This is a genomic window from Paenibacillus kobensis NBRC 15729 (assembly GCF_004000825.1).
Taxonomy (GTDB): domain Bacteria; phylum Bacillota; class Bacilli; order Paenibacillales; family Paenibacillaceae; genus Paenibacillus_T; species Paenibacillus_T kobensis.
In genome coordinates this window covers 209,710-225,495 of sequence record NZ_BILZ01000002.1, presented here as the reverse complement: position 1 = coordinate 225,495, position 15,786 = coordinate 209,710, and the positions used below count along the sequence as shown (strand labels likewise).

General features: G+C 54.7%; 14 protein-coding genes. 12 read left to right on the top strand and 2 right to left on the bottom strand.

Translation table 11 applies throughout. From position 1 onward, the window contains the following. The first annotated feature begins 64 nt into the window (after window positions 1-64). The 11 genes from PKO01S_RS02615 (at window position 65) to PKO01S_RS02565 (ending at window position 12,447) form a co-directional block, all read left to right on the top strand. Window positions 65-655, top strand: a complete 591-nt coding sequence (locus PKO01S_RS02615; RefSeq protein WP_127529734.1) for a non-ribosomal peptide synthetase module — start codon at window positions 65-67, stop codon at window positions 653-655. A 366-nt stretch (window positions 656-1,021) separates the two neighbouring features. Next, a complete protein-coding gene (gene speD, locus PKO01S_RS02610) occupies window positions 1,022-1,420 on the top strand; it encodes an adenosylmethionine decarboxylase (RefSeq protein WP_127529733.1) in 399 nt (132 codons plus the stop codon). Window positions 1,421-1,662: 242 nt separating this feature from the next. Then, window positions 1,663-3,048 carry a glutamyl-tRNA reductase gene (gene hemA, locus PKO01S_RS02605; protein ID WP_127529732.1) on the top strand — a complete coding sequence of 462 codons (1,386 nt, stop codon included), beginning with the start codon at window positions 1,663-1,665 and terminating at the stop codon, window positions 3,046-3,048. Between the two features lie 65 nt (window positions 3,049-3,113). Next, the gene (locus PKO01S_RS02600) at window positions 3,114-3,926 is read left to right on the top strand and encodes a cytochrome C assembly family protein (RefSeq protein WP_127529731.1); all 813 of its coding nucleotides are present in this window, start codon (window positions 3,114-3,116) and stop codon (window positions 3,924-3,926) included. Between the two features lie 30 nt (window positions 3,927-3,956). After that, window positions 3,957-4,706: a precorrin-2 dehydrogenase/sirohydrochlorin ferrochelatase family protein gene (locus tag PKO01S_RS02595; protein ID WP_164779447.1), complete on the top strand. Its 750-nt coding sequence runs from the start codon at window positions 3,957-3,959 to the stop codon at window positions 4,704-4,706. Between the two features lie 12 nt (window positions 4,707-4,718). Further along, complete coding sequence (gene hemC, locus PKO01S_RS02590; protein WP_127529729.1) at window positions 4,719-5,708, top strand: hydroxymethylbilane synthase; 990 nt, start codon at window positions 4,719-4,721, stop codon at window positions 5,706-5,708. A 6-nt stretch (window positions 5,709-5,714) separates the two neighbouring features. Continuing rightward, window positions 5,715-7,265: a uroporphyrinogen-III C-methyltransferase gene (cobA, locus tag PKO01S_RS02585; protein ID WP_127529728.1), complete on the top strand. Its 1,551-nt coding sequence runs from the start codon at window positions 5,715-5,717 to the stop codon at window positions 7,263-7,265. A gap of 79 nt (window positions 7,266-7,344) precedes the next feature. Continuing rightward, a complete protein-coding gene (hemB, locus tag PKO01S_RS02580; protein WP_127529727.1) occupies window positions 7,345-8,337 on the top strand; it encodes a porphobilinogen synthase in 993 nt (330 codons plus the stop codon). Window positions 8,338-8,384: 47 nt separating this feature from the next. After that, window positions 8,385-9,695, top strand: a complete 1,311-nt coding sequence (hemL, locus tag PKO01S_RS02575; RefSeq protein WP_127529726.1) for a glutamate-1-semialdehyde 2,1-aminomutase — start codon at window positions 8,385-8,387, stop codon at window positions 9,693-9,695. Between the two features lie 68 nt (window positions 9,696-9,763). After that, complete coding sequence (locus PKO01S_RS02570) at window positions 9,764-10,690, top strand: RluA family pseudouridine synthase (protein ID WP_127529725.1); 927 nt, start codon at window positions 9,764-9,766, stop codon at window positions 10,688-10,690. Window positions 10,691-10,884: 194 nt separating this feature from the next. Then, the gene (locus PKO01S_RS02565; protein ID WP_127529724.1) at window positions 10,885-12,447 is read left to right on the top strand and encodes a LysM peptidoglycan-binding domain-containing protein; all 1,563 of its coding nucleotides are present in this window, start codon (window positions 10,885-10,887) and stop codon (window positions 12,445-12,447) included. A gap of 98 nt (window positions 12,448-12,545) precedes the next feature. Here PKO01S_RS02565 and PKO01S_RS02560 read toward each other — a convergent pair whose 3' ends face one another. Continuing rightward, entirely contained in the window at window positions 12,546-12,881 is a 336-nt protein-coding gene (locus PKO01S_RS02560; RefSeq protein ID WP_127529723.1) for a hypothetical protein, read from the bottom strand. Between the two features lie 501 nt (window positions 12,882-13,382). Between PKO01S_RS02560 and PKO01S_RS02555 the strand changes: the two genes are divergently transcribed. Continuing rightward, on the top strand, window positions 13,383-15,371 hold the full coding sequence (locus PKO01S_RS02555; RefSeq protein WP_127529836.1) for an endonuclease MutS2: 1,989 nt from the start codon (window positions 13,383-13,385) through the stop codon (window positions 15,369-15,371). A gap of 51 nt (window positions 15,372-15,422) precedes the next feature. On the opposite strand, the gene PKO01S_RS02550 is transcribed toward PKO01S_RS02555, so the two are convergent. Next, complete coding sequence (locus PKO01S_RS02550) at window positions 15,423-15,665, bottom strand: hypothetical protein (protein ID WP_127529722.1); 243 nt, start codon at window positions 15,663-15,665, stop codon at window positions 15,423-15,425. Window positions 15,666-15,786 lie beyond the last annotated feature (121 nt).

The window sequence follows — 15,786 nt, the reverse complement described above, 5'->3', positions numbered from 1 at the left end:
TGACGTATAATAAACCTGAGGCAGAAGTCAAAGTCGTGCAAGCTTAAAGAATTGAGGAGATTTTATGGCTCAGCGGTTAGCCACTCAGTATGTCAAAGCCAAACTGCAGTTGTCGGTTGAGGAAATGTCTCGCTTTGTCCGGTTCTTCGAGGATCAGCAAATCCGCTACGGCGTGAAGGTGCTCGAGAACGGGAATCAAGAGGTTGTTCTCGAAGACTTGGCAGGGAGGGAAGAAATCCGCTTAGTATTTGAACGTCATCAAGATGTGTATGTGTGTGTGCTTTCCTGCCGACTTGTTCATCCTGGATTAACGAATGCGATGCGCAAAGCGGTAGCGGCTTTTCGCGGGGATGCGATCGTCAATCGGATCTACAGCAATTATACGATGATTTATCATTATAATAAGGGTCAAGTCCGCCGGATTGTGGAAAGTGCGGGAGGTACCGAACGAATTGTGTTCGAGCACAAGGATACGCTCGGACAGCTGGAACGGCAGTTTCGGACCACGATCATAGAGCGTGAGATCGAGATGGTGCAAGGAACGATCAACGAGCTGCTCGACCTTCGCAATCAGACGGTTGACGAAGGCCAGCTTCAGGACATCGATCTGCGGCTTCGCGAAGCGACGCATCAATTGTTCGTGCTTGAAGCGTGAAGTGAAAGATACGGGAATGGCCTGATAGGCCGCACATGGTGCGGTCTTTTTTATTTGTTGTGGAACGGCATTTATCATGGCGGGATCAACATAATGCCGTGCACAATGTCCGACAATTCCACATACGTTATATACGGAATTGATGGATCTTTTCAACCCCAAGGAACGATTCAAACAGCCCGAAAAAAAGGGTTGCAATTCAGATCGATAGATGTTATTTTTATTTTCGTTGAACAGAATAGGAACCAGGATTCACTCAGGACATAGTAATGTTGCGAGAGATTATTCCCTCGGGAAGTGAATGACGTAGGTCCTAGCGGATGAAATTTTTTTAAACATTTTATTCCTAGGAAGGGGGACCGAAAGATGGAATATTCAACTTTCGGAAGACACGTTGCTGTTGACACTTGGGGCGTAGATTTTGATCTCCTGAACAATGCAGAGGCCTTGCAGGCTCAAATGGTGGAAGCTGCTGAAGCATGCGGTGCTACCGTACTTTCCATGCAGGCAAAGCAATTCGATCCTCAAGGCGCGACGGTGCTCGTACTCCTGTCGGAAAGCCATCTCTCGATTCATACGTATCCGGAGAAGGGCTTTGCGGCGCTCGACTGTTACACCTGCGGTGAAACCGTGGATCCGCAGCTGGCAATTGATTACATGCTGTCCGTATTGAAGCCTAAGGCTTCGTATGCGAAGAAGCTCGTACGCGGCATGGGTGAACTGCAAGTTGTTGAACCCGTAATGAAACAAGCGGAGCTCGTATAATTACGAAGCGATGCAAGATGGAATGAACATGCGAAACGCATTGTATAGAAGGAATGGTCATGGACATCAATCCATGGCCATTTCTTTTTGGATGCGAATAAGGGAAGTTTTGTCTGACTACACTAGGGACATAGCTTCTTTCAAACATTTTTCATAAATGAAGGCGTCAGCGTACAGGAGACTATGCTATAATGTTCGTGACCATAAAGGGTACATACTTGATCTGAAGGAGGCAGGGACGCATGCACATCATCGTAGTTGGCTTGAATTACCGTACGGCGCCTGTCGAGGTTAGGGAACGGTTCTCGTTCGCTGAACACGACTTGCCCGCTGCATTGCGGCAATTGAAGCAAACCAAGAGCATCCTCGAAGGCGTCATCGTCGCGACCTGCAACCGGACGGAATTGTACGCGGTCGTAGACAGACATCATCTGTGCGGACATTATATTCGCAGCTTTATGGAGCAATGGTTCAATCTGCCGAGACAGCAGTTCACGAACCATCTGTATATGTATGAAGACGATCAAGCGATCGAGCATCTGTTCCGCGTTACGAGCGGTCTCGATTCGATGGTTATCGGAGAGACGCAAATCCTCGGACAAGTGAGGGATGCGTTCTTGTTCGCCCAGAAGGAGAAGGCGACAGGAACGCTGTTCAATATGCTGTTCAAGCAAGCGTTGACGATGGCCAAGCGTGCACACACCGAGACGTCGATCGGCGAAGCGGCCGTGTCGGTCAGCTATGCGGCGGTAGAACTCGGTAAGCGGATTTTCGGTCATTTTGGCAAGAAGACGGTTATGATTATCGGCGCAGGCAAAATGAGCGAGCTTACGGGCAAGCACTTGGCTGCGAACGGTGCGGACCGCGTCATTGTGGCGAACCGGACGCTGGAGCGGGCTGAAGAATTGGCGGAAAAGCTCGGCGGAGCGCCTTGCACGTTGGATGAGGCGATAAGCCGGCTGCATGAGGCGGATATTGTCATCAGTTCGACTGGTGCGAGCGGCTTCGTACTGAAGCGCGAGCAGGTTGCTGCTTCCATGCAGCGGCGCAAATCGCGTCCTCTGTTTATGATCGATATTGCGGTGCCGCGCGATCTGGATCCGACGATTGCAGCGGTTGACAACGTATTTTTATATGATATTGACGATCTCGAAGGGATCGTCGAGAGCAATCTTGAGCAGCGCCGCAAGGAGTCGGCGAAGATCGAAGCGATGATTGCACTTGAACTGGAAGCCTTCCGCAACTGGTACAAGACGCTTGGTGTCGTTCCGCTTATTCGCGCTCTTCAGACGAAGGCGGAGACGATTCATGACGAAACGATGGACAGCATGATGAAGAAGCTGCCGGATCTCGGCGAACGCGAGTTGAAAGTAATTCGCAAATTGACCAAGAGTATCGTTAATCAAATGATGAGCGATCCGATAATGCGCATCAAAGAAATGGCTGGCGAGAAGCATGCCGGAGAAGCGATGGACATGTTCGTCAAGCTGTTTGCACTAGAGCAATCACTTGAGGACGGCGCCGAGAAAGCAAACGTCTTGAAGCCTTCGATGTCCTCTCAATCGCAATCTGCGGCCGATTCTGCCCCGGTTCAATTGCCGGCTGGCGTTGCAGCGGCAACGCCATAAGGAGCCGCCGCAAGCTTGCGGCGGTTTTTTTGCTGTTTGTGTGGTGACGGAGGATGGGGGCGCTTATGATTACATCGAATTGGTTTTATGATGCCATGCTGTATGTTTATGCCCTGAGCCTTCTGTTTTATTTCTCCGACTTCGTTGATGCGAACCGGAGTGCCAAACGGATTGGAGCAGGGCTGCTTGTCTTTGTATGGGCATTGCAATCCGGCTACCTCGTATATCGGCTTATGTCTCATTTGGACGTCGCCTATATATCGGGGTTTGAATATTGGTTTGCTTTTTCGTGGCTTCTTGTTACGACCTCGCTAGTCATCAGCCGGTTTTTCCGGATCGAATATATCGTGTTTATCGTCAACTTAATCGGCTTTGCGGTTCTAACCGCACTGCTGCTTGTGAATCCTGGACCAGCGCAATCGGCGCAGCCTTATGAGGCGGCCCGAGATTTGCTTGTCGTGCATGTCAGCCTAATGACCTGCTCGTTCGCGTCGTTGACGATCTCCGCTATATTCGCAGGGATGTATATGTTTTTGCACCGCAAGTTGAAGAAGAAAAGGTGGACGAATCCGGTTCGCCGGCTGCCTAGCTTGGAATTGATTGATTTGTACTCTTTCCGCTTGATAGCTGCTGGAGCGCCGCTGCTTGCGATGTCGCTGTCTGTCGCGATCGTCTCGATCGTGGTCGAAGGGCGTTGGGGTTATTTGTACGATTGGAAAGTCGTTTTCTCGCTTGTAGCGCTAGTGCTGTATGTCATCTACCTGTTGCGGCGCAAGCTCCAGGGACAAGTCGGGTTCGAAGCAGCCCGGCTCAATCTGTTGTCATTCGGTGTCCTCATTCTGAATGTGCTGCTGAATCCAATATCGAATTTCCACTAAATGTCAGGGATTGTTGAGGAGAGTGTTCCGATGTCTGGCAACGAAAGCGGATTGTATCCGGTTATGCTCCGGCTTACGGGCAAGCGCTGTATTGTTGTCGGGGGCGGGCCGGTCGCGCAGCGCAAAGTGGCATCGCTGCTGGATGCAGGCGCGGACGGTATCATCGTTATTAGCGACCGGCTGACAGAGACGCTGGATGAATGGGTAGAAGCGGGACGCATTCGCGTCTTGCGCCGTCATTACCAGGAAGGCGATCTTGCGGACGCTGCGCTAGTCATTGCGGCTACGAACAACCCGAATGTGAACATGCAAGTTGCGGATGATGCGCAGCGGCTCCGAATTTGGGCGAATACGGCAGATGACGGGGCGTCGGGCGATTTGGTTACGCCTGCCGTCGTTCGCAGAGGCGATCTTATCGTCGCTCTGACGACCGGAGGGGCAAGTCCTGCGCTTGCCGCCCGGCTTAAGCAACAGCTGGAGCAGCTGCTGGGGAGCGATTATGAACCAAGGCTGCGCGTGCTTCGACTGTTAAGGGAACGGCTATTGGATCGCTCCGCGGAGGCGGATGGCCGATGTGAAGACGAACAACTCGATACGGCGAGACGGCGTTTACTATTGCGCGCCGCTGCTGAAGATGAGTGGGGCTGGCGGACTGTGGCGGCAATGCTTCCAGAGACGTTCAGCAGTACGGATGAGAGTGCAAATCATTTATTACATACAAAGGAGCTGCGCGGCAGCCTTGATCATTGGATCAAGCATCTGACCGAACAGCTAGCATAGGAGGGGTAGCCGATGGCTGCATCAACCCATACGCCGGACGGCAATCGAGTTATTCGAGTGGGAACGAGACAAAGTGCTCTTGCACTGACACAGACAGGACAAGTGATCGATCAACTGAAGCAGCTCAGCGATCAGCACGGACTTGGCTATACGTTCGAGACCGTCAAAATCGTAACGAAAGGCGACCGCATTCTGGACGTCACGCTTTCGAAGGTCGGGGGCAAAGGTCTGTTCGTAAAAGAAATCGAGCAGGCGCTTCTGGATGGCGAGATCGATATGGCCGTACACAGTATGAAAGATATGCCTTTCGAGCTGCCTGAAGGGTTGATGAACGGTTCGGTTCCGAAGCGCGTTGATCCTCGCGATGCTCTAATTACGTCGACTGGAGGCGGGCTGGATTCTCTTCCTGAAGGCGCGAAGGTCGGAACGAGCAGCTTGCGGCGCGCCAGCCAGCTGAAAAACCGCAGACCGGACATTGAGCTTGTGTCGATACGCGGCAATATCGATTCGCGTCTGCGCAAGCTGGAGACGGAAGACTTCGATGCTATCGTGCTCGCGGCAGCGGGCTTGTCGAGAATGGGCTGGGAATCGCGCATTACCGAGCCGCTGCCGGTAGATCTGTGCGTACCGGCTGTCGGACAGGGCGCGCTTGGCATCGAATGCCGGGAGTCGGATGCACAAGTCCGCGAGCTGCTGTCACTGCTGAACGATCCGGTAAGCGAGCTGGCGGTGCGGGCGGAGCGGAGCTTCCTCGGCGCATTGAACGGCGGCTGTCAGATTCCGATCGGCGCTCACGCTGTCGTAACGCCGGCTCAAGACGCTCCGGAAGGGTCGCTTGAAGACGCGGTCATCGAGCTCGTCGGCATTGTCGGTTCGCCGGACGGCGGTATTTTATTGAAAGAGATCGGCAAAGGTACCGATCCGGAAGCGCTTGGCAAGAATGTAGCAGCAGCGCTTCGGGCAAACGGTGCAGATGACATTTTGGCTCAGGTTAGGGGTTGAGGCGATATGCTGGGGAAAGTATATTTAGTCGGTGCAGGACCAGGCAATCCGAAGCTGATTACGGTGCGCGGATTGGAATGTTTGAAGAAGGCGGACGTCGTTGTCTATGACCGATTGGCAAGCCCGCGCCTATTGGCGCATGTAAGACCGGATGCCGAGCGCGTATACGTCGGCAAGCTGCCTGACCGTCATACGATGAAGCAAGAGGAGATTAATCAGCTGCTCGTCGATCTGGCACTGCAAGGCAAAGTCGTAACCCGTCTTAAGGGCGGCGATCCGACGATATTCGGCCGTGTCGGAGAAGAGGCGGAGCTGCTCGTTGAGAACGGAATCGAATTCGAAATCGTCCCTGGCATTACATCTGCAATTGCGGTACCCGCCTATGCAGGCATTCCGGTAACGCATCGCGATTTTGCATCCTCCCTGTCGATCGTGACGGGCCACGAAAGTCCGGAGAAGCTGGACTTCTCCATTCATTGGGATAAAGTAACGAATGCGACAGGGACGCTTATTTTTCTTATGGGCGTTGCGAAGATTGGCTACATTAGCGAACAGCTCATGCAGCACGGCAAATCGCCGTCGACGCCAGTCGCGCTCGTCCGTTGGGGGACGCGCGTCGAGCAAGAGACGATGGTCGGCACGCTTGAAAATATTGCCGAGAAAGTAGCGGCTGCGAATTTCCAGCCTCCAGCCGTTATCGTCGTCGGTGAGGTCGTCAATCAGCGGGAGACGCTTCGTTGGTTCGAGAAGAAACCGTTGTTCGGCACACGTGTGCTAGTTACTCGTGCCCGCGCACAAGCAAGCGATTTGGTGCAATTGATTGAAGAGCTGGGCGGTGAGCCATGCGAGTACCCGGTCATTGAGATGAAAGACGTATCCAAGCCGGAACAGACGGCCGCGATCGAGCGTGCGTTCGGTGAAGCGGATACGTTCGATTGGCTGCTCTTCACTAGCGTGAATGGCGTAGAGTCGTTCGTCCGTTGGCTGCGGCGCACCGGCACGGATGTTCGCCGCTTCTCGAAGGCAAGAATTGCTGCCGTCGGTCCGAAAACAGCCGAAGCGCTGCAGGAGCGGGGCCTTGCGGTAGAGGAACTGCCGGCACAGTACCGTCAAGAGGGATTGTTCGAACGGCTCGAGGGCGAGCTTGTCCAAGGACAGCGTGCGCTGCTTATTAGAGGCGATCTGGCGCGTGAATGGCTGCCGCGCGAGCTGCGCAGCCGCGGCGTGGACGCGGTAGAGCTGGACGTCTACGAGACGGTGCTCGCGGAGCATCAGGATGAAATGGTGCTGGAGCTGCTGCAGGAAGGCGCCGTTCATGTCGTGACGTTCACTAGCTCGTCGACCGTAACGAATTTGCTCGAAGTGCTGCGGCGCAGCGGAATCGAGCAGCCGGAGCAGCTGCTTGCCGGTACGCAAATCGCCAGCATCGGACCGATCACGACGGCAACGGCGCAAGAGGCGGGGCTTCGTGTATCGATCGAACCGGAAGAGGCGACGATCGAGGCGCTCACAGCTGCTATCGCGGCGCACAGGATGGCTCAGCGTTCGGAAGGCTAACAGACTAGGAATTATTCGGTGGAAGTGCCGCCATTATATATTTATCGTATTAGAGAACAGCTACAGGAGGTTGACCAGCATGAGCTTCCCAACGGTAAGACACCGCCGTCTGCGCGCATCGGCTGCTCTGCGGAGCATGGTGCGCGAGACGGTGCTGACAGTTAACGATTTTATTTATCCGGTCTATGTCGTGCATGGAACGAACATTAAGCATGAAATCCGTTCGATGCCCGGCGTCTATCATTTCTCGCTGGACCTGCTCGAGCAGGAAATCCGCGAAATCGTATCGCTAGGCATCAAGTCGATTATTTTGTTCGGCATTCCGTCGAGCAAAGATGCGGTCGGTTCGTCTGCGTATGACGCCGAAGGCATCGTGCAGCAGGCAACGCGTCTGATCAAGCAGTGGGCGCCGGAGCTCGTCGTCGTCGCGGATACGTGTCTGTGCCAATTCACGGATCACGGCCATTGCGGCATCGTGCATCAGCATGAGCTGACGGGTACGGCTGAAGTCGACAACGACGAATCGCTTAAGCTGCTCGTGAAGACGGCTGTATCGCAAGCGGAAGCAGGAGCGGACATTATCGCTCCTTCGAATATGATGGACGGGTTCGTCTCGGCGATTCGCGAAGGATTGGATGAGGCCGGTTATACGAATGTGCCGATCATGTCCTATTCCGTCAAATACGCATCGGCCTATTATGGTCCGTTCCGCGAAGCGGCGCACTCGGCGCCGCAGTTCGGGGACCGCAAGACGTATCAGATGGATCCGGCGAATGCGCGCGAAGCGCTTCGCGAAGCGGAGTCGGATGTGCTGGAAGGCGCGGACTTCCTCATGGTGAAGCCGGCGCTGTCTTATCTCGACATTATCCGGACGCTTAAGGATCAATTCGATCTTCCGCTTGTTGCGTATAACGTAAGCGGCGAATATGCGATGGTGAAGGCGGCAGCCGCTAACGGCTGGATCGACGAGCGTCTTATTACGCTGGAGACGTTGACGGGCATGAAACGTGCGGGTGCGGACTTGATCATCACGTACCATGCTAAAGATGTCGCTCGCTGGCTGCAAGACTAGACTAACTGGCGAAGAGCGAACATACAGGATTGAAGGAGACGAATACGATGAGCGAAACGATAGATTCAAGCCGCCAACGCCGCGACGAGAAGTCGAAGGCTGCATTCGAGCAGGCGAAACAATATATTCCGGGCGGCGTGAACAGTCCGGTTCGCGCTTTTAAATCGGTAGGCCTGACACCGGTATATATGGAACGCGGAAGCGGTTCCCGCGTCTATGATATCGACGGCAACAGCTACATCGATTATGTCGCTTCGTGGGGACCGCTCATTATGGGCCATGCCCATCCGGAGGTTGTCGAAGCCATCAAACGGACGGCAGAGAAAGGGACGAGCTTCGGCGCGCCGACTGAGTTGGAGACGTTGATGGCGCAGCTCGTCTGCGAACGTGTTCCATCGGCAGATATCGTGCGCATGGTTAACTCCGGCACGGAAGCGACGATGAGCGCATTGCGTCTTGCACGCGGCTATACGAAGCGCAGCAAAATCTTGAAGTTCGAAGGCTCGTATCACGGCCATGCGGACAGCCTGCTGATTAAGGCCGGTTCCGGCGTAGCGACGCTCGGTCTCCCGGACAGCCCGGGCGTGCCGGAAAGTATTGCTTCCCATACAATTACGGTGCCGTATAACGATATCGAATCCGTCAAGCTTGCATTCGAAAAGTTCGGCGAGCAGATCGCCTGCGTTATTGTCGAACCGGTTGCCGGCAATATGGGTGTTGTGCCTCCGCTGCCCGGCTTCCTTCAAGGACTGCGCGACGTTACGACGAAATACGGCAGCCTGCTCATTTTCGACGAGGTTATGACGGGCTTCCGCGTGAACTATCATTGCGCGCAAGGGCTGTTCGGCATTACGCCCGATTTGACTTGCCTTGGCAAAGTAATCGGCGGCGGACTACCGGTGGGCGCATACGCCGGCAGACGTGATCTGATGGAGCAGATGGCTCCGGCAGGTCCGATCTATCAAGCAGGCACGCTGTCGGGCAATCCGCTTGCTATGGCGGCAGGCTATACGACGCTTAAGCTGATGACGCCGGAAGTGTACGAGCGGCTGGAGCGTCTGTCGACGCGGCTGCAGCTCGGCTTCGAGGCGAACGCGGCGAAGCATGGCATTGCCTCTACGATCAACCGCGTTGGCTCGATGGTATGCCCGTTCTTCACAGACACGCATGTCATCAACTTCGAGACGGCCAAGACGTCGAATCTGGACCAATTCCGCGCGTACTTCGCTTCGATGCTTGATCTGGGCGTAAGCGTTGCTCCATCCCAGTACGAGGGAATGTTCGTGTCTGGTGTGCATTCCGAAGAGGACATCGATTTGACGATTCAGGCGAATGACATTGCGTTGTCCCGGCTGTAGAGCATATGGGTGAAGGACGTTTCGATTGGCAGTCAGGAGTACGAAGGGATGGACGGCAGCTTGTTCTCATGCGCGAAGGTTATGGCAGCGGCCTGAGCGCCGAAACCGAATGGCCGCAGCCGGATTCACATCCGCATACCGTCCGGCAATGGCTCATTGCGCAGAACTGGTTTCCCGTTAAGTGGGTGAATTTGCTTTTCTCCGTCGGCGGCATTCGAATGGCGGGAGATCAAATTACGCTAGAGGCGTTTCGGGATGCCGATCCTGCCGCCGATGCGCTGTACCGGATGGCTTCATTGCCGCAAGTGCATACGGGCCGATATAGCGAGGCCGCGGTGCTCTTCGAGGATGATCACGTGCTTGTCATGGATAAGCCGGCAGGCATGGCTGTTCATCCTTCCCGGCAAGGCGAACGCGGCACACTCGATGAGGCGGCGGCACGCCATTTGCTCTTGCGTAACGATCCGCTGCCGGTACGGCACATCCATCGGCTCGACAACGAGACATCAGGTCCGGTACTGTACAGCAAGAACGACCTCGCCCAGCTCCGCTTGGACGAAGCGATGCGTTCGAAATCAATCGACCGCATCTATGCCGCATTCGTTCACGGAACGGTACGGAGCTGTACCGGTACGATTGATGCGCCGATCGGGCGCGACCGCCATCACGCTGCCCGGCGCCGCGTCGTTCAAGGCGGCGATCCAGCCCGCACCCATTACGAGGTGCTGGAGCAGTACAGAGACGCCGCACTCGTCAGGCTGAAGCTGGAGACGGGGCGGACGCATCAAATCCGCGTGCATATGAGCCATATCGGGCATCCGCTTATCGGCGATTCGCACTATGGAGGCAAGACGCAATGGCTGGCGCATCAAGCGCTGCACGGTGAGCGTCTGTTGTTCACGCATCCGCTTCATGGAGGCCGGATGGAGACGGCGTCGCCATACCCGGATTGGTTCGTACGCTTGCACAGCATAGTGGCGGGCTCCGCGAAATAAGATTCATAGAGGGTGAACAAGGCTGCTCTGCAGACGGCCGTTGTTCGCCCTCTATTTTATTGTTAGCAGCATATTGCCGCCAAGCCTTGGCGTTTCCCTGAATTTCATAGTCATGCTCTATCCCGCCCTGCCATATGATAGGTATTGAATGAAACGATTGCCCAAGCTTGCATGGCAGAAGGGAGGATTGGAGCGTGCCGGATCAATCGAACGGATTGCGCTTTGATGTGTATGAACGGGTGCACTTGCCGGATGACGTCGCTGCGATTGAGGAATTGGAAGAGATCGAGCTCGTTCCTCGGATTCAAGTGGTTCAGCAGGGAGAGCAGGCGCTCTTAAAGGGGCAGCTGCTGCTGTCGGGTATATACCGCTCGCAGTATGATTTGCATCAGCCGCAAAATTTGGAGCACTGGATCCCGGTAGAAATTACGCTGCCGATGAACCGGGTGCAAAGTTTGGATGATATTTCGGTCGAGATCGACCATTTCGATGTCGACCTTCTATCATCCCGCACGCTGAACATTACCGGTATATTGTCGCTGCACGGCATTCAGGTGGAGCAGCAGGAGGCGCAGATCAGCTCGTGGCAGGAAGAGCCGATCACGGTTATCCACCGCCGGGAACCATCGCAGCCTTTGCAGTCATCACCGCCGGCGGAGCAGCAGATTCCAAGCCATTTTAATGAATTTCCTGAGACGGCTCGGCAGGATGAGTACGGACAGGCTCATTACCGGGCGGAGGATGCAGCCGTACCCCGGCCAGACCAGCAGCGGGAGGCGGACATTCCGTCGCCTTGGGGACAGCCGTTCCAATATCAGCCGCCCCGTCAAGAACCGGTACAACCGTATCCGTTCGCGTTTGAGTCGGGACAGGCGGAGCTGCAGCAGCAAGCACCGATATGGAACAGCGCGGGGCAGCCTGTCCGGGGGGAAGCGGAACTTCCTCCTCAGGAGCGGGAGCCTTATACACCGCTGATCAATTGGTCGGCATTCGCTTCCCAACAGCCCATCGAACAGCCTGCTGAGGCATCTGCCGTCCAAGAACGGCCAGAGGAGCAGCAGAGTGAATTGTTTGATCAGCCGATTGAGAAGGATAACCCGGTTAATTCGGTATTTGACGATCGGGGCCAGTTGGGACAATTCGGAGACATTTCGCCTCCGTTCAGGAACGATTCGCCAAGCGTGCAGGAGGAAGAGGATGAGGATTCATTCGCTTCGGCCTCGGCCTTATCATTCCCGCAGCAAAGCGTTCAGCAACAGCAACCGATTGAACCTAATCAACCGGTACAAGGTGCGGCCTCGCCGAACCAATCGCCTTTCAATCAACAACCAGCTTTTGCTCCGGGAGAGGCAAGGCAGCTGCAGGATAACGAGGCGGAACGCAAAGAATTGCGAGTTGCATTCGGCCGCAAGCGTCCGGAGGAAGCGGAGACCGAGCGGGAAGCCGTCGGCTTTCGTACACTGCTCTCGTCCTCGCGGCGGGAGCAGGAAACGCGTGATGCTGCCGAAGCCGCTCAGGTACCTGCGAGAGAAGGCTCGCGGGTAACGACGGGCGACGAAATCGAGTGGAAGACGTTGTTCCTTGGCAAGCTAGCGGATGAGCAGGCGTTCCGCAAAGTGCGGATGTGCATCGTTCAGCGGGAGGAGACGCTCGACGATATCGCGGCACGCTACGGCAAAAATTCGCGGGAGCTGTCGCTGTACAACCGGCTGCAGGATCAATCGTTAATCGAAGGCCAAGTGCTGTACATCCCTTAAACACTAGCATAAACAAAGGCGCTGCCCGGCTCACGTAAGGTGAGCAGACAGCGTCTTTTTTCATTTCATATAGGGATGGGGGCCATATCTTTCAATTGCTAATGGACGGATTTAATTTGTTTGACGATGGCGAGCCTGCGCCGTTTCAACTCCTGCATGGTCTGCCGGAATTTCTCGAGTTGAGTTTCATCCGGCGCTTGTGTGCGCATGGCATCGAACAGCTCCAGCATTCGGCGATTGATGAGGTCGAACTCGCTCCACAGCTGCCGTTGAACCGCCTGGTCGTTCAGTGATTTGGCGTAGGCGTCCTTATTGGCAAGAGAGTCTGCAATTTGCTGTTGCCAATAGGTATCGCCGATTTGGACCGCGTAATTGTACAAATCAAGGTGGTCGTTAACCCATGCATCTAACTGTTGGCTGATCGAGCTGTTCATTGTGCATCACCTGATTCACTGTTTTATACCTAGTATTATACTCGGAATTTATGGAATTACAATATGCAAAATACACTATCGCATCCGAAGGAATGTGCGGCAGCCCGCTTGACGAATTATGATCCGAATGGTTATGATGAAGAGGCAGTTACCTAAATGTGTCAGGGGAAATGTTAATGATTACTGGTGTTCTTAACTTGTAATTGGATATTGCGATAACCGAATACGTTCACAGTTTCAAGAAACTTTCAATTGAAGGTTGATTTTGAGCTGCGTTCAATCGGCGATTCGCACCAATAAGTTAAGAACATGAGAGATTTCCGCCTGAACGTAATTCTTCCGTTCGGTCCGATCGCCGTGCTCTAGCAGCACGGCTTTTTTTGTTACATTCGGACCTTCATTTACGGGAGAAATCTATTCGCAGGGACGGAACGCTTACTCGCGTTCTGTCCCTTTTTTTGTTGTACCCATTATTTGAAATTGGAGGAACGAACCATGGTTATGAATGAACAAACGATGCGAATGCTGGAATTGGATAAAATGCTGATGCTTGCCGCCGATTATACGGTATCGCCTGCAGGGCGCCGTCTGGCGGAGAAACACATGCCGAGCGCGGATGAACGGCAGGTCGAGGCATGGCTGGAGGAGACGGAGGAAGCGGCCGCTCTGCTGGCAGCAGGCGCAAGCATTCCGTTATCCGCGATGGAAGGAATTGACGTTATCGTCGCTCTCCTTGGCAAAGGGAGAGTGTATACCGTGTCGGAGCTGCATCAAATGAACGTCTGGCTGACGTCCATTGCTCAGTCGAAAAGGTATATGGACAATAAACGGCAGACGGCGGCAAGAATTGCGTCTTATGCTGATTCGATGAGCGATTGTCCGGAGCTGCGCAAAGAATTGGACCGCTGTTTGCGCGGCGGCGTATTGGCCGACGAGGCGAGCGCTGAGCTTGGCCGCATCCGTCGCCAGTTGTACGCAATTGAAGGTAAGATCGAGAAGCGGCTGGAACAGTCGATGAGCAAGTACAAAAGCGCGCTGCAAGAATCGATCATCAGCAAGCGGCGGGGACATTATGTGATTGCCGTTAAGCGGGAGCTTCGCAAGCAAGTGCCCGGCACCGTCTGGGACGAATCGGCGAGCGGACAGACGCTGTTCGTAGAGCCGACGGATATCGCTTCGCTTCAGATGGAATGGGACAGCTGGAAGGCGGACGAGGAGCGGGAATGTTATGCCATTCAAGCACGGTTGTCGGAGATGGCAGGAGCCCGTGCTTCCGAGTTGGCCTGGAACGTCGATGCGATGGCAGCGTTCGATTTTATTACGGCTAGAGGCAAACTGTCGCGTATGTACGATGGCCGGCGTCCGGCAATGAGCCGCTTGCCCGTCATCCGGCTAGTGAATGCCCGGCATCCGCTAATTGATAAGCGCCAATGTGTGCCGCTTGATGCCGAACTCGGCGCGAACTGGCGGCAGCTAATCGTTACGGGTCCGAACACTGGCGGCAAGACGGTGGCGCTGAAGACGTTCGGACTGCTCGTCCTGCTGCACCAATGCGGTTTTCTTATCCCTGCTGATGCGGCGAGCGAGTTGGGCGTCTTCGCGCAGGTCATGGCGGATTTGGGAGACGGACAAAATCTGGAGCAGTCGCTCAGCACGTTCTCCGCGCATATGACGAATGTAGCATCGATGGTAAATGCGGCAGGAGAACGTTCGCTTCTGCTGCTCGACGAATTAGCAGCAGGTACCGATCCAGGCGAAGGCATCGCCTTGTCGGTTGCTGTATTGGAGCACTTGCTGCTGAAACGCTCGCTCGTCGCGGCTACGACCCATTTCAACGAAATCAAAACGTATGCGGCGGAGACCGAAGGGTGCATGAATGCGAGCATGACGTTCGACCGTGAGACATTGAAGCCGCTTCACCGGCTTGTGATAGGAGAGGTTGGCGAAAGCCGGGCATTCGCTGTCGCCCGCAGGTTTGGATTGCCAGAGATGATTGTCGCCCGTGCAGAGACGCTTGCTTCGAATGCCGTATCGGCAGCGCCAGTCCAGACGGACCGGTCCGTCAGCGAACGAAGTTCGCGTCCTTATGCAAGCGAGTCTGTCAGGCGGCAGCAGCCTCAGAAGCCGGAGCAACGCATCGAACGTCCGCGATCAGAGTCGGGTGAAGCCGATTCGCAGACTGGGGAGAACCGGCGCAAGCCGCTTCTTGCCGGCGACTGCGTATGGATTTATCCGATGAAGCGTACGGGAATCGTATATAAGGAAGCGGACGAACGGGGCAACGTAATCGTACAGGTGGAGCAGCGGAAAATGTCTTTTAGTCATAAACGGCTTGCGCCATACATCGACCGTACGCGGCTGTATCCGGGCGAGGATTATGATATGAGCATCGTCTTCGATTCGAAGGATAACCGGAAGAAGCGGCATCTCATGAACCGGAAACATGTCAAGGGGCTTGAGATCGTTACCGATCCGGAAGCGGGCGAATAGCCCCTATCGTTGACTTGTATCGGCAAGAGCAGTATTATTACCATATACGTATCATTCGATAAGGTCAGCCGTATTGGCAGGATTATTGTCGGATGACAGATTATATTGGCAACAACGAAGAAAGGGAAACGCAGCAATCGTGCCTTCAGAGAGCGGATCCGTTACGCTGTGAGGAGCCGCAGGATTGTCGATGCCGCGTGTCGCCCCGGAGTTGCCCGGACTGAACGCTGCTGCTTTGAATGAGAGCAGGCAATAGGTCCGGCCGGTTACAGCCGTTATCTGTTTAAGTGCCATGCGGCATATGTGCGTTATTGCATATGTTCGTCATGGAATGAAGGTGGTACCACGGAAGCTAGAACCTTTCGTCCTTTGCGGCGAAAGGTTTTTTTTATTTTCTATAGCCTATGGAGGTAGT